Source organism: Actinomycetospora soli (genome assembly GCF_021026295.1).
Lineage (GTDB): Bacteria > Actinomycetota > Actinomycetes > Mycobacteriales > Pseudonocardiaceae > Actinomycetospora > Actinomycetospora soli.
Genome location: NZ_JAJNDA010000002.1, coordinates 142527 through 165733 on the forward strand (window position 1 = coordinate 142527; position 23207 = coordinate 165733).

The window sequence follows — 23207 nt, forward strand, 5'->3', positions numbered from 1 at the left end:
GGAGCACCATGAGCATCGAGCGACCGGCCTCTCCGAGGGCCGCGGCGACGATCGACCGGACGCGCGCGAGCATCGCCCGGGTCTACGACTGCGCGCTGGGCGGCAAGGACAACTTCGAGGTCGACCGCGAGGTCGTCGAGAAGCTGAAGACGGTCGCGCCCGAGATCGAGCAGTTCACCGTCGACCACCGGCAGTTCCTCATCCGCGTCACCCGGTTCATCGCGGGCCAGACCGGCATCCGGCAGTTCCTCGACCTCGGCTCCGGGCTGCCCACCGCCGAGAACACCCACCAGGCCGCGCAGCGCATCGCCCCCGACGCGCGGGTGGTCTACGTCGACAACGACCCCTCGGTCGTCGCGCACGGCCGCGCCCTGCTCGAGGAGAACGAGCTCACGCGCTTCTCGCCGGCGGACCTGACGCAGCCCGAGGAGGTGCTCGCCGACCCGATCGTCCGCGAGCTCATCGACTTCTCGCAGCCGCTCGCGCTGCTCCAGCTCGGCACGCTGCACCACTACGTCGGCGAGCGCTCCCCGGCCGACATCATGCAGACCTACGTCGACGCCCTGCCCTCCGGCAGCTACGTCGCGCTCTCGCACTTCTACGACCCGCAGGACGAGAACTCGGAGCTCGCGCGCCGCATGGAGGAGATCTTCGTGCACAGCCCGCTGGGCAGCGGGGTGTTCCGCACGCGCGACGAGATCCTCGGGATGCTGCCGGGCCTGGAGCTCGTCGAGCCGGGCTTCTCGCTGCTCGTCGACTGGTGGCCCGACGGCCCGCGCATGCAGGACCTGCTCCCGGCGCAGAAGTGCCTGGCGGGTGCCGTGGGTCGCAAGCCGTAGATCGCCCGTCGCGCCGGGTGCGAGACTCGCGCCCGAGCCGTCCGACGACGGCCTCTCCGGACGAGAGTGACGCCGTACCCGGACCTCGACAAGACGGCGCTCGACGTGAGCGAGGTGTCGTCATGGCGTGGGTCGTGCTGGTCGTGTCCGGGCTGCTCGAGGCGGTCTGGGCGACCGCCCTGGGTCGCACGCAGGGGCTGTCGAAGCTCACCCCGGTCGTCGTCTTCGCCGTGGCCGTCGTCGCGAGCATGATCGGCCTCGGCTACGCCATGCGGGACCTGCCGACGGGGACCGCGTACGCGGTGTGGGTCGGCATCGGCGCGGTGGGCACCGTCGCCTACGCGATGCTCACCGGCGACGAGCCGTTCACCGCGGTCAAGGCGCTGCTGCTCGGCGGGATCGTGGTGTGCGTGGTCGGGCTCAAGCTCGTGGAGTGACCCCGGCGTGCCGCTCCTCGAAGCGGCCGAACCGCCAGAGCAGGGCGGCCCCACCCCAGACGAGCACGAAGAAGCCGACGATGAGGTAGCCGAGGAGCTCGAAGTCGTCGGCGAGGCCCGCGTAGCCCTCGAGCGCGGTGACACCGAGGTCGTCGGCGAGGACCCCCGCGAGGTACACGCTCGCGATGAAGCCGGCGACCGAGACCGTCGCCGCCGTCGTCGCGATGTTGTAGAAGAGCCGCCGCGCGGGGTTGCGGTTCGACCACGAGTAGGCGACGGACATGAGCAGGCCGTCGGCGGTGTCGAACGCGCTCATCCCGGCCGCGAAGAGCAGCGGCAGGGTGAGCGCGGCCGGCCACGAGGCGCCGCCCCCGGCGCTCGACGCCGTCGTGGCGGAGAGCGTCAGCAGGGTGACCTCGGAGGCGGTCTCGAGGCCGAGGCCGAACAGGAAGCCCAGCGGGTACATGTGCCAGGAGTGGCGGATCCAGGCCCGCGCGCGGCCGCCGAGGATGCGGTTGACCAGGCCGCGATCGAGGAGCTGCCGCTCGAGCTCGGGCTCGTCGAGCCGCCCGGCCCGCAGGTCCGCCCAGAGCTTCACGATCCCGCGCAGCACCATCGCGTTCAGCACCGCGACCAGGGCGAGGAACACCATCGCGACGACCGTCGAGATCGTGCCGCCGATCTCGCGGAACGCCGCGACCTGGGTCGCCGTCGCCGCCCCGGCGGCGAGCGCGATGACCAGGGACAGCGCCACGACCACCGACGAGTGGCCCATCGCGAAGAAGAAGCCGACCCCGACGGGCCGGCGGCCCCGCTGCACCATCAGCCGCGTGGTGTCGTCGATCGCGGCGATGTGGTCGGCGTCGAACGCGTGGCGGATGCCCAGCACGTACGCCAGCACGCCGGCCCCGGCGAACGCGCCGGCGCCGAGCGGACCCGCCGTCAGGAAGAGGTAGAGCGACCAGCCCGCGACGTGGAGCAGGGCGATCACGGCGACGATGCCGGAGAGCCGGAGGCGCCGGCCGCGCGACCAGCTCGTGGACGGCGGGGCGGCGATCGTCGTCAACCGGAGCGCTCCTTCACGACGGCGGATGGGCCGCTCGGACCGTAACCACGTCATCTGAGCATGTCGACAGATGTTGCTCCACGCAGTGGTTGAGCCGACCCCGGACGACTTCCTACGGTGACCCGGACCACGCCGCCGCACCCCGGGGAGACCCTCATGCCGCCTCTGCCCCCGCCGGACCACGACGCCCTGGCCGCGGTCGCCGCCGGGTACGGCCTCGGCCTGTCCGACGCCGAGGTCGACGAGTACGCGCCCGTCGTGGCGGGTCTGCTCGGGTCCTGGGACGCGGTGGCCGAGCTGTACGAGGCCGAGGCGCCGACGCCGCCGGAGCGGGCCTGGCAGCGACCGGAGGCGTCGGAGAACCCGTACAACGCCTGGTACGTGACGACGTCGATCTCCGGGGTGTCCGACGGGCCGCTGGCGGGGCGGACCGTGGCGGTCAAGGACAACACCGCCGTCGCGGGCGTCCCGATGACCAACGGCTCGGACACCATCGCGGGCTTCGTCCCGAGCACCGACGCGACGATCGTGCGCCGCCTGCTCGACGCGGGCGCCACGATCGCCGGCAAGGCGGTCTGCGAGAACCTCTGCTTCTCGGGGGCCGGGATCACGGCGAACACCGGCGACGTCGAGAACCCCTGGGACCCGAGCCGGCACGCGGGCGGCTCGTCGGGCGGCAGCGCCGCGCTCGTCGCGGGCGGGGTCGTCGACCTGGCCACCGGCGGCGACCAGGGCGGGTCGATCCGCATCCCCGCCGCGGACTGCGGCGTCGTCGGGCACAAGCCGACCTGGGGCCTCGTCCCGTACACCGGCGCCTTCCCGATCGAGTCGACCATCGACCACGTCGGGCCGATCACGCGGACCGTCGCCGACGCCGCCCTGATGCTCTCGGTGATCGCCGGGTCGGACGGGCAGGACCCGCGCCAGCCCACCGACGTCGCCGCCGACGACTACGTCGGCGCCCTGTCCGGCGGCGCGACCGGCCTGCGGGTCGGGGTGCTGCGGGAGGGGTTCGGGCTCGCCGGGTCCGAGCCCGAGGTCGACGCCGCCGTCCGCGAGGCGATCACCGCGCTCGCCGACGCCGGGATGACCGTCTCCGAGGTCTCGGTGCCCTGGCACCTGCACGGACCGCGGATCTGGGACGTCATCGCGACCGAGGGCGCCGCGTCCCAGATGATCGAGAACTCCGGCTACGGGCTGAACTGGAAGGGCCGCTACGACCCGGAGGTCATGGAGCACTACGGCCGCCGCTGGACCGAGGACGGCGCCCGCTTCCCCGCCACGGTCAACCTCGTCCTGCTCGCCGGGAAGTACGGGCTGAACACCACCCACGGCAGGCACTACGCCATGGCGCAGAACCTCGCGCCGACGCTCGCGGCCGCCTACGACGCGGCGTTCGCCGAGGTCGACCTGCTGGTGCTGCCGACCCTGCCGATGCGCGCCACCGTCCGCCCCGGCCGCGACGCCCGGCCGCCGGAACTGCTCGGTCGCGCGCTGGAGATGCTCGCCAACACCTGCCCGTTCGACGTCACCGGCCACCCCGTCTGTTCGGTGCCCGCGCCGCTCGCGGACGGCCTGCCGGTGGGGATGTCGCTGGTCGGGCGGCAGTTCGACGACGCGACCGTGCTGCGCGCCGCGCACGCCTACGAGCAGGCGGTCGGCGGCTTCCCGTCGCCGACGTCGGCGGTCGCGCAGGCGTAGCGCCCCCAAGGCGCGGCGCTCGGTGAAGATCAACAGTCCCATGGTGGGCCGGAAAAGCTGTCCCGAGCCCGCCAGGGGGCTGTTGATCATCGAGAAGGGGACGACGGGTGCCCGGAACACCCTCCGTCGGGCAGGGTGGGCGACGTGTACCTCACCATCGCGGACGACGGTGTCACCCTCCACGATCCGGAGCGGGTGAACGACTTCTACGCCTCGTACAGGCAGCGCCTCACCCCGGCGCGACTGCACGAGGTGATGGTCGAGCACGCGGGCGGTGAGCTCCTGCCCGACGGCAACCACGTGATGGTGCCGGTGGAGACCCTGCGCCGGCTCGCCGCCGGCCAGGTCGACGAGGGCTGGGACCACAAGTTCGCGGGGATGCTCTCCTACGCGCAGGACAAGGGCTGGATGAGCGAGGACGGCACGGCGGTGCGTGCCCACCTCGAGCGCGAGATGTGACGGTCGCGCCCGGGCGGGGCGGTCAGCGCACCGCTCCGGCCGAGCGGCGGACGGCCGCCTCCGTCTCCCCGGCGATGACCCCGACGAGGTCGGCGGCGGGGACCAGGTCGGTGACGAGGTCGAGCGACTCGCCGGCCCACACCACGGTCGCGTCGGGGTCCCCGCGCTCCTCGGCGGCGCGGAACTCCGCCCGCGCCGCCGGGTCGGACCGCAGCGCGTCCTCGTGGAGGCGCCACCGGTCGGAGAACGGGGTCCGGAGCGCGCGGCCGGTCCAGCGCGCCGGCCACCCGGACTCGTGCGCGATGTCGACGACGCTCGACCGGTCGGTGTCCTCGCTGCCGCCCTCGAGCACGGCCTTCTCCTGCACGGGACCGCCGAGCGCCTCCGGGGTGGCGAGGAAGCGGGTCCCGAGCAGGGCCCCGTCGGCACCGAGCGCGAGCGCCGCCGCGACCCCGCGCCCGTCGGCGATCCCGCCCGCGGCGAGCACCGGGACGTCGCCCGCGAGGTCGGCGACCACGGGCACGAACCCGATCGTCCCGCGCGACCCGCCGTGCCCACCCGCGTCGGTGCCCTGCGCGACGATCACATCCGCGCCGACCTCGACCGCGGTGTGCGCCTCCGCCAGGTCGGTCACCATCACGATCAGCGCGGCGTCGCTGCGACGCACCGCGTCGAGGTAGGGCCTCGGGTCCCCGAACGCGAGCATGATCGCGGCGGGTCCCCGCTCCAGCACCTGCTCGAGCACGCGCACCGGCGCCGCCCAGCACTGGAACCCCGCGCCCCACGGCCGGTCGGTGCCTTGCGCGACGAGGTCGAGCTCCCGTTCCACCCACGCCGGGTCCTTCGCCGAGCCCACCCCGAGCAGCCCCAGCCCGCCACCGTTCGAGACCGCCGCCGCCAGCGCCCCGCCCGCCGCGCCGCCCATCGGCGCCAGCGCGACCGGGTGCTCGACGCCGAGCCGCGCGGTGAACCTCGTCGTCAGCATGCGGACGAGCCTGCCCGCCGGGGACCGTTGCCGAGTTGTTCCATGCTGAGACGGTCGGTGACCTGGAACACATGCGAATGTCGACATGGCAGATTTCAGAGTCGAGATCGGAGGCCACCGGTGGCCGACACCATGAAGGCACTCGCCATCCTCGGGCAGGGCAAGGTCGGACTGGTCGAACGGGAGATCCCGACGGCGGGTCCCGGCGAGGCGGTCGTGAAGACCACCGCCGCCCTGATCTGCACCTCCGACGTGCACACCGTCGCGGGCCTGCTGCCGGTGCCCGACGGGCGGCTGCTCGGGCACGAGAGCGTCGGCATCGTGCACGAGATCGGCGCGGGGGTGACGTCGGTGCAGGTCGGGGACCGGGTGGCGGTCAACGCCGTGACCCCCGACGGCACCTGCGACAACTGCCAGGCCGGCTACACCTCGCAGTGCCGCGGCGCGCTCGGCGGCTACCGGTTCACCGTCCAGAAGGACGGCAACATGGCCGAGTACTTCCACGTCAACGACGCCGACTACAACCTCGCGCCGATCCCGGAGGGCCTCTCCGACGAGGCCGCGGTCTACGCCTGCGACATGCTCTCCACCGGCATCATCGGCGCCGAGAACGCGAACATCCCGGTCGGTGGGACGGTCGCGATCTTCGCGCAGGGCGCGGTGGGGCTGTCGGCGACGATCGGCGCGAAGCTGCGCGGGGCCGGGCTCGTCATCACCGTCGAGGGCATCCCGAACCGCCAGGAGATGTCCCGCCGCTTCGGCGCGGACGTGGTGATCGACCCGTCGTCGGGCAACGTGGCGGAGCAGATCCTCGACCTCACCGGCGGGGGCGCGAACTCGACCGTGGAGGCGCTGGGCAACCAGGTCACGTTCGAGGCGGCGCTCTACGCCACCGCGCCGGGCGGGACGCTGTCGAACGTCGGGTACCACGGCGAGTCGGGCCCCACGGTCACCATGCCGCTGGACGCCTGGGGCCTCGGCATGGCCGGCAAGAAGATCGTCACCGACCTCTGCCCCGGCGGCCGGCTGCGCATGGAGCGCCTCATGCGCCTCATGGCCAACGGCAAGATCGACCCGACGCCGATGACCACCCACCGGATGGGCATCGACCAGGTCGAGGACGCCTTCGACATGATGACCCACAAGCGCGACGGGATCATCAAGCCGCTGATCACCTTCTGACCCGGTCCGGTGATGTGAGCAGCGTCAGCGCCGTCGGTGCCGGTCGATCGTCGTCGGCCGACCTACCGTGCGGACGTGCTCGAGTACCCGCGCCCCGAACCCCGTCCCGCCACCCTGCTCGAGCGACTGACCGGCGCGGGGATCGGTGAGGAGCGGGCGCGCGGCGTCATCACGGCGGGCGGCGTGCGGGTCGCCGGGCACGAGGAGCCGGTGACCGACCCGGACGCCGCCGTGCCGTGGCCGACGGCATGGGACCTGCTGCCGAGCTCCTGATCAGACGCCGAAGGCCCGCGGGTAGGTGACCGTGCCGGTCGGGGTCGGGCGGGCGGCGTCGAGGGCGAGCGCCATGAAGGCCTCGTCGGGCACATCGAACGGGGCGCGGACGCCTCGCGCGGACGCCGGGGCGAACCCGAACCGCGGGTAGTAGTCGGCGTGCCCCAGGACGACGACGAGGTTCTCCCCGGCCTCCCGCGCCGCCTCCAGTGCAGCGCGGATCGCGGCGGCGCCCGCACCCCGTCCCTGGTGTGACGGCAGGACCGCGCACGGGGCGAGGGCGAGCGCCGGCGCGCCGTCGACGTGGCAGCGGGTGAGCAGGGCGTGCCCGACGACCGCGCCGTCGTCGAGGGCGACGAACGACAGGTCGACCCAGCCCTCCGCGTCGGCGCGGAGGGCGTCGACGAGGTCGGCCTCACCCGCCGTCGGGAAGGCAGCGAGGTTCACCGCGCGGACGGCGGACCGGTCCTCCGGGCGTTCGGCGCGGGCGATCCACACGGGCGCAGTGTGACGATGGACCGCTGCACCCGTCGAGCGGGAGCCGCGGTCCATCGACGTCACGCCCAGCGCTCGAGGAACTCGACGGACGCCGCGTTCACGTCCTTCGCGTGTGTGGAGCTGAGGAAGTGCTGCCCGCCCTCGACGACCTGCAGCTCGGCCTGCGGGGAATTCACGAACAGCCGGATCTCCTCCTTGGCGTTGGCGACGGAGTAGACCTCGTCGGCGGTGCCCTGCAGCCAGCGGACGGGGCAGCGGACGTCGTCGAGCCGGGCGTGCAGGCCGTCGCGGTCGCGCAGGTTGATCGACGCGACGCGCAGCCGGTGACGCCCGTCGTCGCCGCGGTAGTTGCGCTGGTGCTCGGCGTGCCAGAAGGCGCGCTCGTCGTCGCTCGTGTCGGCCCCGAAGCCGGCGCCGAGCACCGCGTCGACGAACTCGGTGGGCACCACCCAGTCGTCGCCGACGGGCGTGGCGAGGTCGTCGATCGCGGGCGTGCAGAACGCGACGCCGTCCCAGCAGCCGAGCCGGCGGCTGCGCTCGCTCTCGTCGTCCATCGAGGTGCCGAGCGGGAGGATGCCCGCCACGACGTCGGGTGCGAGCATCGCCATGCGGGCCGCCACCCAGCCGCCCTGCGAGGTGCCGAGCACGAACGCCCGGCGGATGCCGAGAGCGTCGAGGACCTGCAGGTTCGCGACGGCGCTGTCCCAGTAGGTGAACTGCCGCCACGTCGCGCGGGTGTCGCCGTGGCCGTAGAGCTCGATGGCGAGCAGGTTCGCGGCGCCGGTCAGGGCCTCGTCGGCGAACTGCGGGCGGTAGAGCTCGACCGAGGTGCTGAAGGAGTTGACGAGGACCAGCGTCGGCTTGCCGGGGTCGTAGTCGCGGGCGAACGCGAACGCGACGGTGGACCCGCCGAGGTGAGGCACGGAGACGGTCTGGCGCTCGATCGGCACGGGATCCTCCATCGTCGGGGGTGACGGGGACTCTGCCGCGTGATCGGACGTGCGGGAAGGGTGTCTACCGTCGTGGCCGTGTCCGAGTCCCGGGTCCCCGACGCATGACGCTGCGCTCGGTCGCCCTGTTCGTCCTCGCGGCGCTCCTCGAGATCGGCGGGGCGTGGCTGGTCTGGCAGGCCGTGCGGGAGGGCCGCGCCTGGTGGTGGGCGGGCCTGGGCGTGCTCGCGCTGGGCCTGTACGGCTTCGTCGCCGCGTTCCAGCCCGACGCGCAGTTCGGCCGCATCCTCGCCGCGTACGGCGGCGTGTTCGTGGCCGGCTCGCTGGTGTGGGGCATGGTGCTCGACGGCTACCGCCCCGACCGGTTCGACCTGCTCGGGGCGTTCGTCTGCCTCGTCGGCGTCGCGATCATCATGTACGCGCCGCGCTGAGGTCAGCCGGCCTCGCGGACGTCCGTGCCGTGCTCGGCGAAGGCTTTGAAGTCCGCCATGTGCTGCCGGGACTGCTTGCGGAACATCCCGCGCATGAGCGGCGCCATCAGCCGCATCGGCAGGCCGTCGAACCGGTACTCGTTCTCGCTCTCCCAGAGCGTCGTCCCCGGCCGGACCTCGGTCAGCCGCTCGCGCGCCCCGTTCCACATGCCGTCGGCGACGATCTCGCGCTCGTAGTGGACGACGGTGTCGGGCGGGAGGTCGCTCAGGTCGGCCGGCTCGAGGCGCGTGACGGTTTCGCGGGCCTCCATCTCCTGCTGTCCCGTCCGCAGCACGACCCGGGACTCGGTGCCGACCTGCCCGTGCTCCCCGTGCACGGGCTCGTGCAGCACGAGCCCCCGCAGCCACTTCGGCAGGTGCGCGGGGTCGGCGAGCAGCCCGACCACGGTCTCCCGGGGCACGGCGATCTCCGTCGAGACCGTGTATTTCATGGGCGATTTCTCCGTTTGCTCCGGATTGCGTCGGGAGCGAGGGAGGTTAGTGGGGGCACCCGGTGCAGGACCAGTCTCCGGTGGGCCCCGTGGGACTCGAACCCACAACCAGCGGATTGTCGTCCCCCGTTGGCGGGCCTCACCGGCTAGTGACGACCCGGCACAGCTGACCTGCAGCAACACCCCCGGCGCGGCCCGGCGGCTCCGTACTCGTGACGGCAGCTGCCGGGCCGTTTCTCATGGGTACGTCATGGCGCGATCTTGGTCGCCCGGCCGCCGGTCAGAGCACCTCACGGTAGGCGGTGACGTCGCGTCCGAGGACCTGCTCCTGGCGGTCGAGCACGGCGGCGTACTCGGCCCGGGCCTGCTCGACGGTCATGCCCAACGTGGCGGCGATCTGTTTCCAACTCGTTCCGTCGCGCCGCGCGGCGTGGACGGTCTGCCATTGCCAGCCGGTGAGCAGCTCGACGAGCTCGTGGCTGTCGCGGAGCGCGTCCAAGGCGCTGACGGCCGGCTCCCCTTCTGCCTCGTGCCCGTGGACCTGGGTCATCACGTGGTGGGCGTTCCACTGCTGCCAGGTGTCGAGGAGCGTGGCGAGGTTGGTCATGGGGGCCTCCGGTGGTGTGCCGTGTCGGCGGCGGGCGCTGTGGGTGGGGCCGTCCTCGGCTCCACCGCGCCTGCGGCCCGTTCGGCCGTTGGAGGCTCGCCAGCAAGGGAGGAAGCGAACGATCTTGAGCGGCCCTCGACGCCGCAGAGCTGGTCCTCGCCGGTCGCCGGTCAAGATGGTTTGCGGCCCTTGCTGGTGAGGGACGGCCGGTCAAACTCGGCCGCCGCCGACACGGCAGCCCGGCGCAGCCGGTTCCTCGGGGTTCTTGGCCGCGCGGCCCTGAGCCGCCCCTCGCCGCGTCACGGCCGGACGAGTGCTGTCCGCACGCCTCGAGCTGGGCTCGTCGTCCTGGTGCTCGCCGTCGTGGTGGCACCTGGTGCTGCCGTCGCCTGGGTGCCGGGCCCCCGGGCTGGGCGCGCGCCCCGGGTCGAAGACAGGAGGGGAAGCGTGCCCGGCCCGCAGGGGCCGGGCACCTCCGGCGCGCCAGCCCCGGCCCCGCTCACGGCTGGCGGTGCCCGATGACCCGGCCCGCTCTCGGTAAAGGGGCAACAACTCTTCGATCGGCCACCCGGCTCAGGAAGCGTCGCCGTCGTGAGCACGCTCAGCCAAGGTCGGCCGAGCAGGTGGCTGGCGCTCAGAAGCGGCGGGCGAACCGCTGGAAGCGCCGGGCCCAGCTTCGCCACATCTCGCGGCTCAAGCGGGTCCGGTACTGCGGGCACACCATAAGCCCCGACGGCGCTGTGACCCTCGGAGTAATCGAGAACAAAGACGGCACCCGCTCGGCGGCGTACGGCGGGCTCAAGACCTGCGGATCGGTGTGGTGCTGCCCGGTGTGCGCGGCGAAGATCGCGACCCGTCGCGCTGACGACCTTGCCACCGTGATGCGTACCGTCGACGACCTGGGCGGCTCGGCGTTCCTGCTGACCCTGACGATGCACCACGACCGCGGCGACCGCCTCGGCCTGTCCCGCGACGACCGTGCCCGCCGAACCCGGCTCGAAGAACGCCTCGCCGACGTCCACGTGGCCGAGGCCAACGGCTGGGACGTCGACGAGCACCAGGCCGAGGCGGACGCCATCGAGCTGGACTCGATCAGAGCGCGGGAGGGCTGCTGGGACGTCCTGTCCTACGCCTGGCAGCGCGTCACCTCCGGGTCATCCTGGCAGGAAGACTCCGAATGCTTCGGCGGCCTGCTCGGCTGGGCCCGCGCGGTCGAGGTCACCGACGGCGACAACGGCTGGCACGTCCACCTACACGTCCTGCTCTGCTTCCGCGAGCAGGTCTCCGCTGACCTCGCCCGCGCCGCCCTCGGACCCCGGCTGTTCGGCCGCTGGTCCCGCGCCCTGGCGCGCAAGGGGTTCTCGGCGTCGCAGGAGCACGGGTGGGACCTGCGCCGCGCCCAGCTCGGCGACGGCGACCTGGCCGACTACTTCACCAAGATGGCGCATGAGGTCACTGGCGGGCATCGGAAGGAGGGCCGAGCCCGGGGCGGACGGACTCCAATGCAGCTTCTTGCCGACGCTGTGGAGACCTACACGGAGATAGCGATGGCTCGATGGTGGGAGTGGGAGTCGGCATCGGATGGCCGACGGCAATTGACCTGGTCGACTGGTCAGCGGGACCTACGCGCTCTCGCCGATCTCGGGCACGAGGAGACCGACGAGGACGTCGCTGCGCAGGAGCAGGAGGCCGACACCCGTATCGCGATACCTGCTGAAGCCTGGAGCAGGCTTGAAGCTACGGGGAGGTCAAGTTTCCTCCTGGGTCTGGCCGAGGTTCGAGGGCTTGACGCGGCCAAAGTCTGGTTGGTCGGCGTCCTCCGCGTCCCGACCCAGTGCCTCAGGGCGAGTACGTCAGTCCGTCCAGGAGGTTCCATCCGGCGCACCTGAGAGACCGGTCGAGCCGACGGAGCGGGTGTCGACGTGATGAGCTTCTCGCTACTTGGCATTATCAACCTGTGACCGTCGCTGACCCGCGTTCCGCGCTGGAGGAGTACCTCGCTGAGATTCGAAAGGCGAGGGCGGTGGGGGTCCCCGAGACCTCCCTGTACGGCCCCCTCCAGCGGCTTCTGAGCGCCGCCGGCTCGGCCACCGTTCCCAAAGTAACGGTCGTGATGCACCCGAAGGGTACCTCGGCCGGCCTGCCTGATGGCGGCCTATTCGACTCCACGCAGCTCGTCCGTAGTGGTGGCGCAAAGATCGCGTTCAGCGAGCAACCTGCCACCCATGGCGTCCTGGAGGCGAAAGCTATCGAGGAAGATGCCGCCAAGGTTGCGCGATCAGCACAAGTGCGCCGGTATCTCGCGAGGTTCGGCAAGGTGATTGTGACCAACTTCCGACAATTTGTCATTGTCACCCGAGGCCCTGACGGCAAGGCAAAGGTCGACGAGGTAGCGAGTCTCGCGGAGACTGCTAAAGAGTTTGACCAGCTCCTACAGAGCAAGCACGGAGCCGCAGCTCTGGACGTACAGGAGATTTGGGACTCATTAAGGCACGCTTTGGCGCTCAATGCCCCTATACGTCGACCGCAGGATTTGGCTTTCCACTTAGCATCGTATGCTCGTCAGGCCCTCAGTAGGATTGAACACAGCAACCTAGAAGTTCTCGATCCACTGCGTAAAGTCTTTGACGAGACTCTAGGCATCACCTTCGCAGGCGAGACTGAGTCGAGGTTTTTCAGGAGCACGTTGGTGCAAACCCTTTTCTACGGGACCTTCTCCGCGTGGGTTCTGTGGGCTGAGGATCACACGTCAGACGCGGACGCGTTCGAGTGGCGGACCGCCGCCTGGTTCTCGAACATTCCTGTGATTTCGTCGCTGTTCGAGCACATAGCGAAGGCTGCCACGCTTAAGCCCTTGAAATTGGACGAGGTTCTGGACTGGGCCGGTCAGGCCCTGAATCGCGTTGACCGCGGCTTCTTCTTTAGCAACTTTGACACTGGGGCGCCGGTTCAATACTTCTACGAACCGTTCCTATCCGAGTTCGATCCGCGACTGCGGCGAGAACTTGGTGTCTGGTATACGCCACCTGAGGTGGTGAAATACATGGTTGAGTCCATCGACAGGAGACTGAAGGACGAATTCGCGCTGCCGCTGGGACTCGGCGATGACAGAGTAGTCGTACTCGATCCTTGCACCGGCACGGGCTCGTTCCTTATGGAAGCACTGCGTCTTATTACTCATCGCAATATCGAGGCCAGCGGGGACGACTTCGTGGGAGAGGACGTCAAGGCCGCTGCCCTAAACAGGATCATCGGCTTCGAAATTCTGCCTGCGCCATTCGTTATCGCTCACATGCAAGTCAACCTCTACCTCGAACGACTTGGTGCGCGTCTGGACAAAGCTAAAGGTGAGCGCGCGAAGATTTATCTTACAAATGCCCTAACGGGCTGGGCGACGGCACCTGTCGGTAAGACCACGCTGATGCCAGCTCTGGCCGAAGAGCGCGATGCAGCCGCACAGATTAAGCAACAGGCCCCAATACTCGTGATCCTTGGCAACCCGCCCTACAACGCGTTTGCGGGAGCGGTGCCAGCCGAGGAAGGCGACCTTGTAGAGCCGTACAAGCACGGCCTGTCTGACTGGGGATTTGGAACTAGGAACAACCTCGGAGATCTCTATGTGCGATTCATTCGGGTTGCGGAGCGCAGGATCTCCGAAGGAACTGGTCAGGGCATCGTCTCGCTCATCACAAATTATGGATACCTGGCCGATCCTACGATGGTCGCGATGCGTCAGCACTTGCTCGCGCAATTCGACGACATCTGGATAGACAACCTCAACGGTGATAGCCGCGAGACTGGGAAACGCACTCCGTCTGGGGCTCGCGATCCCAGTATTTTTAAGCAGGGTAGCAACCCCGGCATCCAAACAGGCACAGCAATCATGACACTCCTTCGCACATCAGATGGAGGATCGAACTCGACCTCGGCCGATTCACTTCTCTTCGGGTCCGTGAAATACCGGAACTTCTGGGGCGATTCGAAAAAGAGCGATCTGCTCGCCGCAATAGAATCGCCGACATACTCCACGATCACTACTGTCGAGGACAGCGCATACTCGTTTCGTCCGCTCAGCCTGCACGAGAGATACTCGTCTTGGCCGACAGTCGCAGAGCTTGCTGCAGTCGCACCTATGGCAGGCCTCCTTGAGAAACGTCGAGGCGCCCTGATCGACGAAAATCGAGAAGAGCTCACAAGTCGCATCAAGGAGTACTTTGATCCAGGGACGAGCCTCGAGAGTCTCGGCGACGAGCTGCGCGGGGTTCGGGAGCCGGCCGCTAGATTCGACCCTGCCCGAGTTCGTAAAGCTCTCCTTCAAGATTCTGGTTACAACGAGGAGAGGGTGACTCGCTATCTCTCCCGTCCTTTTGACGTGCAGTGGGCCTACGTAGAGACCAAGACCTCGCTGTGGAACGAAGCCCGACCGCAGCTCGTCGAGATGTCCGCAACCGGAACGGACTTCGTTCTAGTGCGACGGCGTACTCCCCGTGCACATGACGGAGCCGCCTTCGCCTACGCGCGTGGACTCGGCGACGACCACGCTCTACATAAGGACGCATACTACGTTCCACTCAAGGTGCCCGCCGCCACTGTGGCGAAGGCGAAGCAGGTCGAATCTGGAGACGAACAGTACGAACTTTTCGGCTTCGAAGCGTCCCCTGCGAATACGTCGAACGCCTCACAGGCAAATCTGTCGGCACGCGCGCGACGCTGGCTCTCGAACATGGGGATCGATCCTGACGAGGAACCAGACCTGGTCTGGATGCACGTACTAGGGGTCGGCTACTGCCCCTTCTACTTAGAGAGTAACGCTGATGCTGGGCGATTCACCTACCATCGTATACCGATTCCGACTATGGCAGAAACCTTGAGGGCTAGCGCGGCTGTGGGACGGAAGGTGCGCGCCGCCCTCGACGTCGACGAGCCAATGCCTGGGGTAACCAATCCAGGGGCTGTCGCATGGGATTTCTGGTCGAGTGTCGCGAGGCTCTCCTCCAGCGGGGGCGAGAAGATCGACACCTCCGCTCTATATGTCGAAGGCTGGGCGCTTGTTCAAGGTGATGTCGTTATGCCAGCGTCCGGCAGGATAGTAGAGCGCGCACCACACGCCGACGAGCGCGCCAATATCAGCGTCTTGGGCTGCGACGGCTCGGAGATCGATGAACTGTTCGGCACACAGGTCGTAGACGTCTACCTGAATGAGAAGTTCTACTTCAGAGGTATCCCTGAGAAGGCTTGGCACTACTCGATAGGGGGGTACACAGTCATGCGCAAGTGGCTCTCATATCGCGATTACCGAGTCCTCGGCCGGCCCTTGTCGATCGATGAAGCGCGTAGCTTTACCAATATTGCCCGTCGGCTCGCGTACATCTTGCTGTTGGGGCCAGAACTCGACTCGGCTCTTCAGAAAACTTTGGCAGAGAACGCCGTGTGGCTCGACTATTAGCACTAGTCAGATTGCTCTTGCTTCGGATCGTCGGTGGGCCACTTAATTCGGGACCTTAAGTCACAGACGGCACACCTACGGGTTCCCCGTTTCCGCGTTTCTGTATGGCGGCGGCTAACCGAGCCCCACGAGCTGATTCTGGATTTGATGCTCTACCACAGTGGTTGACACCTCAAAGGTCTCGGCGACGAGATCGATGTCCTCCCCTTGCGCGTATTCAGCGTCGATCGAGAGGAGTTGCCTAATCCCCGCTGCTGGCGCTAGCAGTTCGGCAGCGAAAGCTCGCTCAACCTTCTCCCGGTCCGTGTACGAGTCGGTGACTATGAATCTCGCATCGTCGCTTGCGGCTTGATGCCACAGACAGCGGGCGAGTGTGAAGCGTTCTGACCTCTTTGTGACGGCGCGTGAGAAGATGACCAGCCTACGAGGATCAGCGCCAGATTGACCCGCGGCGCGGATACGATGCTGTGGACCGTCGTGCACCATGCCGCTTAGAAATGCGTCTAGCTCGAACCTCGCAGTGTCCGAGTAACCCATGGCTCGCCGAGCTGTCTTCGCCTGCTGCCAGCCAGTCATCCAGGCGTGGTCGTAAGTCGGAAACTTCGCCGTCGCCATGACGCCTCTCAGCAGCCTTAATTGCTCTGTGTCTGCTGGCGCGGCGCTGATCTCGCTGAACGCCGTACTCACCCAGCTAAGCGTCTCATCCAGCCGATCCGGGTCGACGGCGTCGTAGAAAGTAGGCAGAACGGATGCAGGAAGCGCCTCGGCCGCCGCAAGTATCTCCTTCTCGTACTTAGGCGCCTCAGCGTAGGGATCAAGTCCTAGTCGGGCAGCAGCTACACAGAATTCGATTTCTTCGGCGTCGGCTTGTTCAATAGCTGCCCATTCTTCCTGTAGAGCGGTGCTTCTGATGTCTTGCTCCACAAGTCTGTCGATTACCGCCAAGACGAAGGAGCTTAAGCTTGTCGAAACATCCCTTGATGGAATAGAGATATCACCGAACGTCAGGTATCGTATTCCTGCTCCAGGCGCGTGCTTCCTGTCGGGTCGCCACGAAATCCTCGTAGAGCTACCTTCCGGCACTATAGAGAGGTCCGGCCACAGGAATCCGTCGCCGCTAGACCTAAGCGAGTGCCGATCGCTGAGACGGGTTCTCGACCGTGCGGGGCGCGAGTTCGCTAGAAGGTTCCACCAACTGAAGGCGATCCACTCTGCTAGTGGATAAAGCGAGACCTGAATTGAGCGGCGGGAACTGCCAGAACCTTCATCCTGCACCAGGGTGACGCACTCATCCTCGACGTACACTTCTAACCGGGCGAACGTCGCCGCTAGCTCCGGGCTCCTCATGGAGTCGCCCGGCAGCCACTCCCACTTAAATCGAAGGCCAGGCTCTTCAACGTTCATCGTGCACCGGAGTTTTCATTTGCTGACATCGACACGCTACGCCATTCTTGCTCAGACAATGGGTAACCCTTGTAATGGCCCTGCTCGCGGTTGACGAGTCTTCCTTCGTAGGGAGTCTTACCGATCCGGGCCCAGACATAACGCGGAAAGTCGCCTTCGAGAGGCGCACCCAGCCGACCCTCCACGATGGCCTGCCGGAGCCAAGTCGTGATCTGCTCTTGGTCCGTTAGCGTTGGGTCACATTTCGAGGCGTCGGACCTAAGCCGTGGAGGACCAGCGAAGGTCGGTGCGACCTTGTGCTCGCTGCTGCCGACGTAGGTGACGCGCTCCGCGAGCGCCCGCAGGTCACCGACCTCAGTCACAGCAAGCCGCGTGCGCCTCATCGACCGCACCCGCTTTGTCGCCCTCATGAGTCCAGTATGCGGGCAGGGACGTGTCCTAGCCCACAAGATGCATCGTTCCTCTCATCCAGCTGGGTCGCTGTCAAAGGAGGTCGGAGGCCGACGACGACTACCTTCCCCCCATGAGCTCCGGCCACGAGCATGAGGCCTTGCGGACCATCGTGAGGGGTGAACGAACCGTCTACGACAGCCCATGGGTGCGGCTCACCCTCGTAGACGTGGAGCCTCCCAACCACCAGCGCTTCGAGCACCACGTGGTGCGGCTCGCACGAGTAGTCGCTGCTGCCGTGGTCAACGACGTCGACGAGGTTCTGATGATGTGGCGTCACAGGTTCGCTGTTGACCGCTGGGGCTGGGAGCTGCCTGGGGGCATTACTGAGCCTGGTGAAGAGCCGGCGGCCACTGCAGCGCGCGAGTTCGAAGAGGAGACAGGCTGGCGACCAACGGGACCGATGCGACACCTCATCTCGTTTCAGCCCATGCCCGGCATGGTGGACACACCGCACGAGGTGTGGACCGCCGAGGGCGCCAAGAAGGTCGGAGAGCCGTCTGACGCTGAGGAGGCAGCCATCATCGAGTGGGTGCCGCTCGCGAACATCCCGGAGATGGTCAGGCGCGGGGAGATCGCAGGCTCTGGCCCTCTGGTCGGCCTGCTTACGCTGCTCATGGAGCGACAGGGCAAGAGTTAGGCGGAGAGCGGCAGGGCGTCGAGACGTCGCCGTTGGCGCACCGAGCCGGCCCGCCGGGCCAAGGTCCGGCCAGCGGTCGCGTGCTCCCGGGCCCCTGCGTGGTCATGCTGAGCGAGCATCGACGCGGCGAGGTCACACCGCAGGCTGGCGCCCGCCCTGGTGAAGCTCGCGTCCATCCCGTCAAGCGCTGCCATCAGGTCCTCGGTGGCCTCATGGTCGCCGAGACGCGCCAGAACATTTCCGCGCCACCGAGCCAGGTGTGAGCTGTCGAGTGCGACGTAGGGCAGCGGGTCGGGGTCAGCGCCGTGGCCTGGGACGGCCTCTGCCGCCACGTCGAGCGCACGCCGTGCGCTGGGCTCGTCGCCCACGGCCGCTGCCATTTCGCCGACAACTGCGGAGAGCCACGCTTCGAGCACAGGCGGCACCACGCCGGACGCCTGCCCCTGCGCAACCCGCGCCAGCTCGAGCGCGTCGTCCTGGCGCCCCACGTCGAGGAGCACGTACGCCTGCTGAGCCATCGCGTGCGCGAGCGCTGGGACGTCTTCGGCCTCGCGAGCCGCATGCTGCGCGGTTAGGTGCAGCGTCCAAGCCTGATCGAGGTCACCGGTGTCGAGCGCCTGCCAACCTGCAAGCGCCGCTGCATCCGCCAGCACGGCGGCCATCGGCTGACGAGCCGACGGTAGGACAGCATGCTTGAGCAGCTGCTCAACGGTCGCGGAGAGCGCCCGCAGCTCCTCGAGCGCGGCTGGCGCACCGAGCTGCCGATCGAGAGCCCGGACGGCGTTGAGACGTGCCGCGTACTCACTGCCAGTCGAAGGGCCCGCAGCTCGCGACAGGTCGAGGCCCGCCAAGAGGTGCTCGGCCTGGACCGTCACCACGGTGCGAGTACGAGTGAACCCGAGCTCTGTGGCTGTACGGCGATAGGCCGCGCAGAAGAGGTCCTGGTACATCTCGCCCGGCTCCACGAGCCCGCTCTCCCAGCGCGGGAAGTTGCGCTTCAGGGACGCGTCGCTGGGGAGGCGGATGCCGCGCGATTCGGCGTGACGGCGTAGCTCGCGAATTGCACGGGGCTGCGACCAGTTGAGGAGTCGGCGGACTTCGGCCAAGTTGTTCATGCTCGATGCCCCTCCCACATCAGATCTTCAGTGTGAGGCATCCGCCCTGCTCGCACCAGGGGTGACAGGTGCCGTGTCACCCCCGTGTCACCTCCTGACAGCTGCCGCTGCACATACCTGGGGCCTTCTCCTGGACCCATCGCAGAGAACGACTCCGCGAATTCGAGGTCAGGAGAGAACCCCGATGTTCGAGTTCAACGCGCCGATCGACACCGGACTCATGCAGGGCGTCGCCACCGGTCACGCGCAGACTATGGAGCGCTGGGAGGACACCCCCGCCGGTCGCCGCTCCTCCGGACAGCCGCTCATCGACGAGGCCACCGGCGCCCCTGTTCGCATCTACGACGTCATGCTCCCCACCGGCCGCGACGGCCGCCACGAGCTGCACGGCGTCCGCGTCATCAGCCACGAGGCCCCCGAGCTCGCCCCCTACGCCCCGGTGGAGCTCGTCGGGCTGGTCGCCAAGGTCCGCCAGGCCCGCAACGGCGGCAAGGGCGTCGACGTCGCCTTCTCCGCCGAGTCCATTCGCCCCGCCACCGCTCCCGCTCGGGGGCGCCGTGCCGCTGAGGGTGAGGCGGCGTGACCGCCTGGCAGGCCCGGGCCGCGTGCCGCGACGCCGACCCCGAGCTGTTCTTCCCCGCCTCCGACGACTTCACCGCGATCGAGACCGCGGCTCAGCTCGTCGCCGCCGCGAAGGTCTGCCACCACTGCCCCGTGCGCCGCGAGTGCCTGACGTACGCCGTCGACTCCGGCCAGCGCCACGGCATCTGGGCCGGCCACACCCCCGGCCAGCTCCGCAGCATCCGCCGCCATCGACGGGCAGGAGTCCCGCACCCCGACATCGACGTCGCTCCCATGTGCCCGGGCTGCTCGCTGCTGTTCCCGATGCCTGCGGTGGACGGCCAACTCTGCGCCGGCTGCCTCGAGCGGCTGCACGGCAAGGGGGCGTAACCATGCCCGAGCTCGTCCGTCCCCGACGCCACCACCGCACCGCACGCCCGTCCGGCTTCCTGGCCTGGCTGCGGGCCCGTCGGTCCGAGCTGGAGTACCAGGCGTGGGTCGAGGAGTTCACCTCCCAGCTGCGGGGCGTCTTCCGCGAGGCCTGCCAGTTCACCGGCCTCTGCCACTACATCAGCGCCGCCGCCGGGCTGACCGTGCGGACTCCACGCGTGGGCAACATCGTGCTCGGCCCGCCGATCTCGCTGACCGTCGAGCTCATGCCAGGCCAGGAGCCCGAGGACTTTCGCGCACCCGGCCAGCGCATCGCCCACACCCTCGGCGGCCACGGCCTCCGCATCGAGCGACTCTCCGCTCGATGGCTGCGCCTGGTCCTGCTTGACGCCGATCCACTCGGCGACCCGTTTCCGCTTCCCGACGTCGTCGTCGCGAGCGGGCGCGAATCGCTGCTGCTCGGACGGGGTGAGGATGGCACCTCGCTCGGCCACGGGATCGCCGACGCGGCCCACATCGCGGTCCAGGGTCAGAACGGCTCCGGCAAGTCCGCGTTCTGCTACGCGCTGCTCGCCCAGCTCGCAGCCGCAGACGACGTGCTCATCGCCGGCTCCGACATCACCGGGCTCCTTCTCGGGCGCGCCTGGGACGACACCCTCCACCGCGAGTGGCAGGCCGTCGGCACCCGGGACCTCGAGGCGCACGCGGTCATGCTCGAAGCGCTGGTGGCCGAGATGGACCGTCGGCTCGACGCGATCCCGCCGCGCTCCGACAAGGTCAGCGCCACGCGGACCACTCCCACGGTGCTCGTCGTGCTCGAGGAGTTCCCCGGGCTTCTCCGCGCGGCGGCAAGCCACCCGAAGCCGAAGAGCGGCAAGAGCCTCGTGGAGCGCATCGTCCTGGCCCAGCTACGGCTCCTTTCCGAGGGACGCAAGGCCGCCTTCCGCGTACTCACCCTCGCCCAGCGCTTCGAGGCAACAGCAGTCGGTGGCGGCTACGCCCGCGAGCAGTTCGCGCTCCGGCTGTCGTTCCGGGTCCCGGCCGACTCGCTCGTCATGCTGCACGGCGACGAGGCCCGACCTCTCGGCCAGGAGCACGCCGGAGCCGCTCCCGGGATCGCCTACCTCTCCGCGCCCGGCCGCGATTGCGAGCGCATCCGCGTCCCGTACCTCGGCAGCTACGGCGAGTACTGCGACCGGATCGCCCGGCACGGCCTCAGCGCTCGCTTGGTCGACGACGAGGCCGCGGCATGAACCTCGTCGCGATCGTCCTCATCGCCTTCCTCGTGACCCTCCTGCTGGCCAAGAGCCACAAGGCCGGCCCCGCCGTCGTCTCGGGCGTCGTCACCGTCTGCCTGCTCTTCGCCGCGTTCCCCGCCCTCGGACCCGCCGTCACCTCCGGCGCTGGAGCCTTCGCCGAGCAGATCGGCCAGGCCACCGACCGCGCCGCCAACACCGGAGACGAGCGATGACCCGGCTCGCGGCGGCCGTCGCCGCCACTGCCGACCAGCTCCGAGCCGCGAACCACGCCACCGTGCGGGGCGCCATCACGCCCACCGAGGCCTACGACGTCGTCGGCAACCTCGACGACCTCGTCCACCGGTTGCCGCAGCTCCTCGATTTCCTCGTCCGGTCGCTTCGCCAAGCCGACGGCGCCGAGCACTTCGACGACCGCGGCGCCGACCCCGGCCAGGCGCTCGGCCTCGCCCACGGCCATCTCGACGACGCCCGGCACCACGCCGCCGAGCTCGCCGCCCACCTCACGCAAGCCCACAACCAGCTCGGCCACCTCGGTCGGCTGCACCCGGAGGACTGAGCCATGGCCGCCTACGAGATCGTCCGCCCCGTCGGCCAGGTCCAGGTCCCCGCGCCCCGTACACCGACCCGCCCGGAGCGCTGCTGGGGAGTGGAGGACGTCGCTGCGTTCCTCGACGTGCCCGTGCGGACCGTCTACGAGTGGCGTCGCACCGGCTACGGCCCACGTGGTCGCCGCGTCGGTCGCTGGCTGCGCTACGACCCCGCTGAGGTGCGGACCTGGTTCGCGGACCTCGACGACCGGCCGGCGGCGGGCTGACCCGTGCCGCGTCCGCCCATGCCCGTCGGCACCTACGGCCGTATCCGGGTCCAGGGCACCAAGGGCAAGTACCGGGCGCTCGCGCTCTTCCGGGACCTCGACGGCAAGACGCGGCAGGTCGAGCGCGGTGGGTCGACTAAGGCGCAGGCCACCGAGGCCCTGAAGCTCGCGCTCCGCGACCGCGCCCGCCTGGGAACCGGCATCTCTGGGGAGACCCGCCTCGAGGAGGTCGCCGCGCTGTGGTTCGCCTCGGTCGAGCGGGCCGTCGAGGCCGGGGAGCGCTCACCCGGCACGGCCGAGCTCTACCGACGGCAGATGGAGACCGTCGTCGTCCCAGGCGTCGGGTCACTCCGCGTCCGAGAGGCCACCGTCCCGGTGCTCGACTCCTTCGTCCAGACCGTCCGTGCCCACCGAGGGCCGGCCGCCGCGAAGCTCGCCCGCTCCGTGCTGTCCGGCGTCATGGGCCTGGCCGTGCGCCACGGGGCCGTGCGCTCGAACCCGGTCCGCGACCTCAGCCCTGTCCACGCCGGTCGTCGCAAGCCGACGCGGGCGCTCACCCTCGCCGAGTGCCGGGCCTGGCTCGCCCAGCTCGACGCCGACGAGGCCGCGCGGGAGAAGGACCTGCCGGACCTGTGCCGGTTCATGCTTGCCACCGGTGTCCGCATCGGGGAGGCGCTGGCCGTCTCCTGGCCGGACGTCGACCTCGAGGCGGGCACCGTCGGCGTGTCCCGGACCCTCATCCGTTTGACGGGCGTCGGCCTCGTCCGGAAGTCCACGAAGACGGAGGCCGGTGAGCGGCGGCTGATCCTGCCCCGCTTCGCCCTCGAGATGCTGCGCGAGCGCGATCCCGACGGCGAGGCGATGGGGCCGCTCTTCCCCGACACCCTCGGCGGCTGGCGGGACCCGTCGAACACCCGCCGCGCGCTTCGGGACGCCCGCGGCTCCGAGGGCTTCGCCTGGGTGACCAGCCACGTGTTCCGCAAGACCTGCGCCACGGTGCTCGATGCCGCCGGCCAGTCGCCCCGCGCGGTCGCCGACCAACTCGGGCACGCGCAGGTCTCGATGACCCAGAACTTCTACTTCGGCCGCCGCATCGCGAACCCCGGCGCGGCGTCCGCTCTCGACGCCTGGCACGACAGGGAGGACGAATCTCATGGGTAAGTCATGGATGCCGACCCCGGCCGGAGAGCCCGCACCGTCGCTGACCTG

The 23207-nt window shown here is 69.1% G+C and carries 25 protein-coding genes and 1 riboswitch; of the genes, 17 read left to right on the forward strand and 8 right to left on the reverse strand.

Going from position 1 to position 23207, the window contains the following annotated elements; genetic code table 11:
- The first annotated feature begins 8 nt into the window (after nt 1–8).
- Both LN037_RS03260 and LN037_RS03265 read left to right on the forward strand, forming a co-directional pair.
- Entirely contained in the window at nt 9–839 is an 831-nt protein-coding gene (locus LN037_RS03260; RefSeq protein ID WP_230749782.1) for an SAM-dependent methyltransferase, read from the forward strand.
- 31 nt (nt 840–870) lie between these two features.
- Nucleotides 871–942: riboswitch (guanidine-III (ykkC-III) riboswitch) on the forward strand.
- 19 nt (nt 943–961) lie between these two features.
- A complete protein-coding gene (locus tag LN037_RS03265) occupies nt 962–1276 on the forward strand; it encodes a DMT family transporter (RefSeq protein WP_230749784.1) in 315 nt (104 codons plus the stop codon).
- On the opposite strand, the gene LN037_RS03270 is transcribed toward LN037_RS03265, so the two are convergent.
- Nucleotides 1260–2342, reverse strand: a complete 1083-nt coding sequence (locus LN037_RS03270; RefSeq protein ID WP_230749785.1) for a HoxN/HupN/NixA family nickel/cobalt transporter — start codon at nt 2340–2342, stop codon at nt 1260–1262. The genes LN037_RS03265 and LN037_RS03270 overlap by 17 nt on opposite strands.
- 156 nt (nt 2343–2498) lie before the next feature.
- Here LN037_RS03270 and LN037_RS03275 point away from each other — a divergent pair, with 156 nt between their 5' ends.
- On the forward strand, nt 2499–4043 hold the full coding sequence (locus tag LN037_RS03275; RefSeq protein ID WP_230749787.1) for an amidase: 1545 nt from the start codon (nt 2499–2501) through the stop codon (nt 4041–4043).
- Nucleotides 4044–4187: 144 nt separating this feature from the next.
- Nucleotides 4188–4502 carry a hypothetical protein gene (locus tag LN037_RS03280; protein WP_230749789.1) on the forward strand — a complete coding sequence of 105 codons (315 nt, stop codon included), beginning with the start codon at nt 4188–4190 and terminating at the stop codon, nt 4500–4502.
- 22 nt (nt 4503–4524) lie between these two features.
- On the opposite strand, the gene LN037_RS03285 is transcribed toward LN037_RS03280, so the two are convergent.
- Nucleotides 4525–5487 (reverse strand): NAD(P)H-dependent flavin oxidoreductase, encoded by a 963-nt coding sequence (locus LN037_RS03285; RefSeq protein WP_230749791.1) that lies wholly within the window; start codon nt 5485–5487, stop codon nt 4525–4527.
- Nucleotides 5488–5607: 120 nt separating this feature from the next.
- Between LN037_RS03285 and LN037_RS03290 the strand changes: the two genes are divergently transcribed.
- Nucleotides 5608–6669: an alcohol dehydrogenase catalytic domain-containing protein gene (locus tag LN037_RS03290; protein ID WP_230749793.1), complete on the forward strand. Its 1062-nt coding sequence runs from the start codon at nt 5608–5610 to the stop codon at nt 6667–6669.
- 75 nt (nt 6670–6744) lie between these two features.
- Nucleotides 6745–6942, forward strand: coding sequence for a hypothetical protein (locus LN037_RS03295; protein ID WP_230749795.1), 198 nt, complete (start codon nt 6745–6747; stop codon nt 6940–6942).
- Here LN037_RS03295 and LN037_RS03300 read toward each other — a convergent pair whose 3' ends face one another.
- Both LN037_RS03300 and LN037_RS03305 read right to left on the reverse strand, forming a co-directional pair.
- A complete protein-coding gene (locus LN037_RS03300) occupies nt 6943–7440 on the reverse strand; it encodes a GNAT family N-acetyltransferase (RefSeq protein ID WP_230749797.1) in 498 nt (165 codons plus the stop codon). It lies immediately after the preceding gene.
- A gap of 59 nt (nt 7441–7499) precedes the next feature.
- A complete protein-coding gene (locus LN037_RS03305) occupies nt 7500–8390 on the reverse strand; it encodes an alpha/beta fold hydrolase (RefSeq protein ID WP_230749799.1) in 891 nt (296 codons plus the stop codon).
- A 104-nt stretch (nt 8391–8494) separates the two neighbouring features.
- Here LN037_RS03305 and LN037_RS03310 point away from each other — a divergent pair, with 104 nt between their 5' ends.
- Nucleotides 8495–8821 carry a YnfA family protein gene (locus tag LN037_RS03310; RefSeq protein WP_230749801.1) on the forward strand — a complete coding sequence of 109 codons (327 nt, stop codon included), beginning with the start codon at nt 8495–8497 and terminating at the stop codon, nt 8819–8821.
- A gap of 2 nt (nt 8822–8823) precedes the next feature.
- Here the strand turns inward: LN037_RS03310 and LN037_RS03315 are convergent, their stop codons facing one another.
- Both LN037_RS03315 and LN037_RS03320 read right to left on the reverse strand, forming a co-directional pair.
- Entirely contained in the window at nt 8824–9312 is a 489-nt protein-coding gene (locus tag LN037_RS03315) for an SRPBCC family protein (protein ID WP_230749803.1), read from the reverse strand.
- Between the two features lie 280 nt (nt 9313–9592).
- A complete protein-coding gene (locus LN037_RS03320; RefSeq protein WP_230749805.1) occupies nt 9593–9919 on the reverse strand; it encodes a hypothetical protein in 327 nt (108 codons plus the stop codon).
- A gap of 623 nt (nt 9920–10542) precedes the next feature.
- Between LN037_RS03320 and LN037_RS03325 the strand changes: the two genes are divergently transcribed.
- Complete coding sequence (locus LN037_RS03325; RefSeq protein WP_230749807.1) at nt 10543–11808, forward strand: protein rep; 1266 nt, start codon at nt 10543–10545, stop codon at nt 11806–11808.
- Between the two features lie 68 nt (nt 11809–11876).
- A complete protein-coding gene (locus tag LN037_RS03330; protein ID WP_230749809.1) occupies nt 11877–15365 on the forward strand; it encodes a type ISP restriction/modification enzyme in 3489 nt (1162 codons plus the stop codon).
- Between the two features lie 114 nt (nt 15366–15479).
- Here the strand turns inward: LN037_RS03330 and LN037_RS03335 are convergent, their stop codons facing one another.
- Nucleotides 15480–16769, reverse strand: coding sequence for a M78 family metallopeptidase domain-containing protein (locus tag LN037_RS03335; protein ID WP_230749811.1), 1290 nt, complete (start codon nt 16767–16769; stop codon nt 15480–15482).
- A gap of 523 nt (nt 16770–17292) precedes the next feature.
- Between LN037_RS03335 and LN037_RS03340 the strand changes: the two genes are divergently transcribed.
- The gene (locus LN037_RS03340; protein WP_230749813.1) at nt 17293–17859 is read left to right on the forward strand and encodes an NUDIX hydrolase; all 567 of its coding nucleotides are present in this window, start codon (nt 17293–17295) and stop codon (nt 17857–17859) included.
- Here LN037_RS03340 and LN037_RS03345 read toward each other — a convergent pair.
- Complete coding sequence (locus tag LN037_RS03345) at nt 17856–18974, reverse strand: NsdA family TPR-like regulatory protein (RefSeq protein ID WP_230749815.1); 1119 nt, start codon at nt 18972–18974, stop codon at nt 17856–17858. The two genes, LN037_RS03340 and LN037_RS03345, sit on opposite strands and share 4 nt — an antisense overlap.
- Nucleotides 18975–19158: 184 nt before the next feature.
- Here LN037_RS03345 and LN037_RS03350 point away from each other — a divergent pair, with 184 nt between their 5' ends.
- The 7 genes from LN037_RS03350 to LN037_RS03380 are packed head-to-tail and all read left to right on the forward strand — an operon-like array spanning nt 19159 to nt 23159.
- Nucleotides 19159–19557, forward strand: coding sequence for a hypothetical protein (locus LN037_RS03350; protein WP_230749817.1), 399 nt, complete (start codon nt 19159–19161; stop codon nt 19555–19557).
- The gene (locus LN037_RS03355) at nt 19554–19925 is read left to right on the forward strand and encodes a WhiB family transcriptional regulator (protein WP_230749820.1); all 372 of its coding nucleotides are present in this window, start codon (nt 19554–19556) and stop codon (nt 19923–19925) included. Before LN037_RS03350 ends, LN037_RS03355 begins: the two co-directional genes overlap by 4 nt.
- A 2-nt stretch (nt 19926–19927) precedes the next feature.
- On the forward strand, nt 19928–21178 hold the full coding sequence (locus tag LN037_RS03360; RefSeq protein ID WP_230749822.1) for an FtsK/SpoIIIE domain-containing protein: 1251 nt from the start codon (nt 19928–19930) through the stop codon (nt 21176–21178).
- On the forward strand, nt 21175–21396 hold the full coding sequence (locus LN037_RS03365; protein WP_230749824.1) for a hypothetical protein: 222 nt from the start codon (nt 21175–21177) through the stop codon (nt 21394–21396). Before LN037_RS03360 ends, LN037_RS03365 begins: the two co-directional genes overlap by 4 nt.
- Nucleotides 21393–21740 carry a hypothetical protein gene (locus LN037_RS03370; RefSeq protein ID WP_230749826.1) on the forward strand — a complete coding sequence of 116 codons (348 nt, stop codon included), beginning with the start codon at nt 21393–21395 and terminating at the stop codon, nt 21738–21740. The genes LN037_RS03365 and LN037_RS03370 overlap by 4 nt, the downstream gene beginning before the upstream one ends.
- A 3-nt stretch (nt 21741–21743) precedes the next feature.
- Nucleotides 21744–21998 carry a helix-turn-helix domain-containing protein gene (locus LN037_RS03375; RefSeq protein ID WP_308286096.1) on the forward strand — a complete coding sequence of 85 codons (255 nt, stop codon included), beginning with the start codon at nt 21744–21746 and terminating at the stop codon, nt 21996–21998.
- 18 nt (nt 21999–22016) lie between these two features.
- The gene (locus tag LN037_RS03380) at nt 22017–23159 is read left to right on the forward strand and encodes a tyrosine-type recombinase/integrase (protein WP_230749828.1); all 1143 of its coding nucleotides are present in this window, start codon (nt 22017–22019) and stop codon (nt 23157–23159) included.
- The last annotated feature ends 48 nt before the right edge of the window (nt 23160–23207 follow it).

What these genes read in the sequence shown, in the direction of transcription:
- LN037_RS03260 (WP_230749782.1), top strand. Translation starts at nt 9, where the DNA reads ATGAGCATCGAGCGACCGGCCTCTCCGAGGGCCGCGGCGACGATCGAC.
- LN037_RS03265 (WP_230749784.1), top strand. Translation starts at nt 962, where the DNA reads ATGGCGTGGGTCGTGCTGGTCGTGTCCGGGCTGCTCGAGGCGGTCTGG.
- LN037_RS03275 (WP_230749787.1), top strand. Translation starts at nt 2,499, where the DNA reads ATGCCGCCTCTGCCCCCGCCGGACCACGACGCCCTGGCCGCGGTCGCC.
- LN037_RS03285 (WP_230749791.1), bottom strand. Translation starts at nt 5,487, where the DNA reads ATGCTGACGACGAGGTTCACCGCGCGGCTCGGCGTCGAGCACCCGGTC.
- LN037_RS03310 (WP_230749801.1), top strand. Translation starts at nt 8,495, where the DNA reads ATGACGCTGCGCTCGGTCGCCCTGTTCGTCCTCGCGGCGCTCCTCGAG.
- LN037_RS03315 (WP_230749803.1), bottom strand. Translation starts at nt 9,312, where the DNA reads ATGAAATACACGGTCTCGACGGAGATCGCCGTGCCCCGGGAGACCGTG.
- LN037_RS03320 (WP_230749805.1), bottom strand. Translation starts at nt 9,919, where the DNA reads ATGACCAACCTCGCCACGCTCCTCGACACCTGGCAGCAGTGGAACGCC.
- LN037_RS03335 (WP_230749811.1), bottom strand. Translation starts at nt 16,769, where the DNA reads ATGAACGTTGAAGAGCCTGGCCTTCGATTTAAGTGGGAGTGGCTGCCG.
- LN037_RS03340 (WP_230749813.1), top strand. Translation starts at nt 17,293, where the DNA reads ATGAGCTCCGGCCACGAGCATGAGGCCTTGCGGACCATCGTGAGGGGT.
- LN037_RS03345 (WP_230749815.1), bottom strand. Translation starts at nt 18,974, where the DNA reads ATGAACAACTTGGCCGAAGTCCGCCGACTCCTCAACTGGTCGCAGCCC.
- LN037_RS03350 (WP_230749817.1), top strand. Translation starts at nt 19,159, where the DNA reads ATGTTCGAGTTCAACGCGCCGATCGACACCGGACTCATGCAGGGCGTC.
- LN037_RS03360 (WP_230749822.1), top strand. Translation starts at nt 19,928, where the DNA reads ATGCCCGAGCTCGTCCGTCCCCGACGCCACCACCGCACCGCACGCCCG.
- LN037_RS03365 (WP_230749824.1), top strand. Translation starts at nt 21,175, where the DNA reads ATGAACCTCGTCGCGATCGTCCTCATCGCCTTCCTCGTGACCCTCCTG.
- LN037_RS03370 (WP_230749826.1), top strand. Translation starts at nt 21,393, where the DNA reads ATGACCCGGCTCGCGGCGGCCGTCGCCGCCACTGCCGACCAGCTCCGA.
- LN037_RS03375 (WP_308286096.1), top strand. Translation starts at nt 21,744, where the DNA reads ATGGCCGCCTACGAGATCGTCCGCCCCGTCGGCCAGGTCCAGGTCCCC.
- LN037_RS03380 (WP_230749828.1), top strand. Translation starts at nt 22,017, where the DNA reads ATGCCCGTCGGCACCTACGGCCGTATCCGGGTCCAGGGCACCAAGGGC.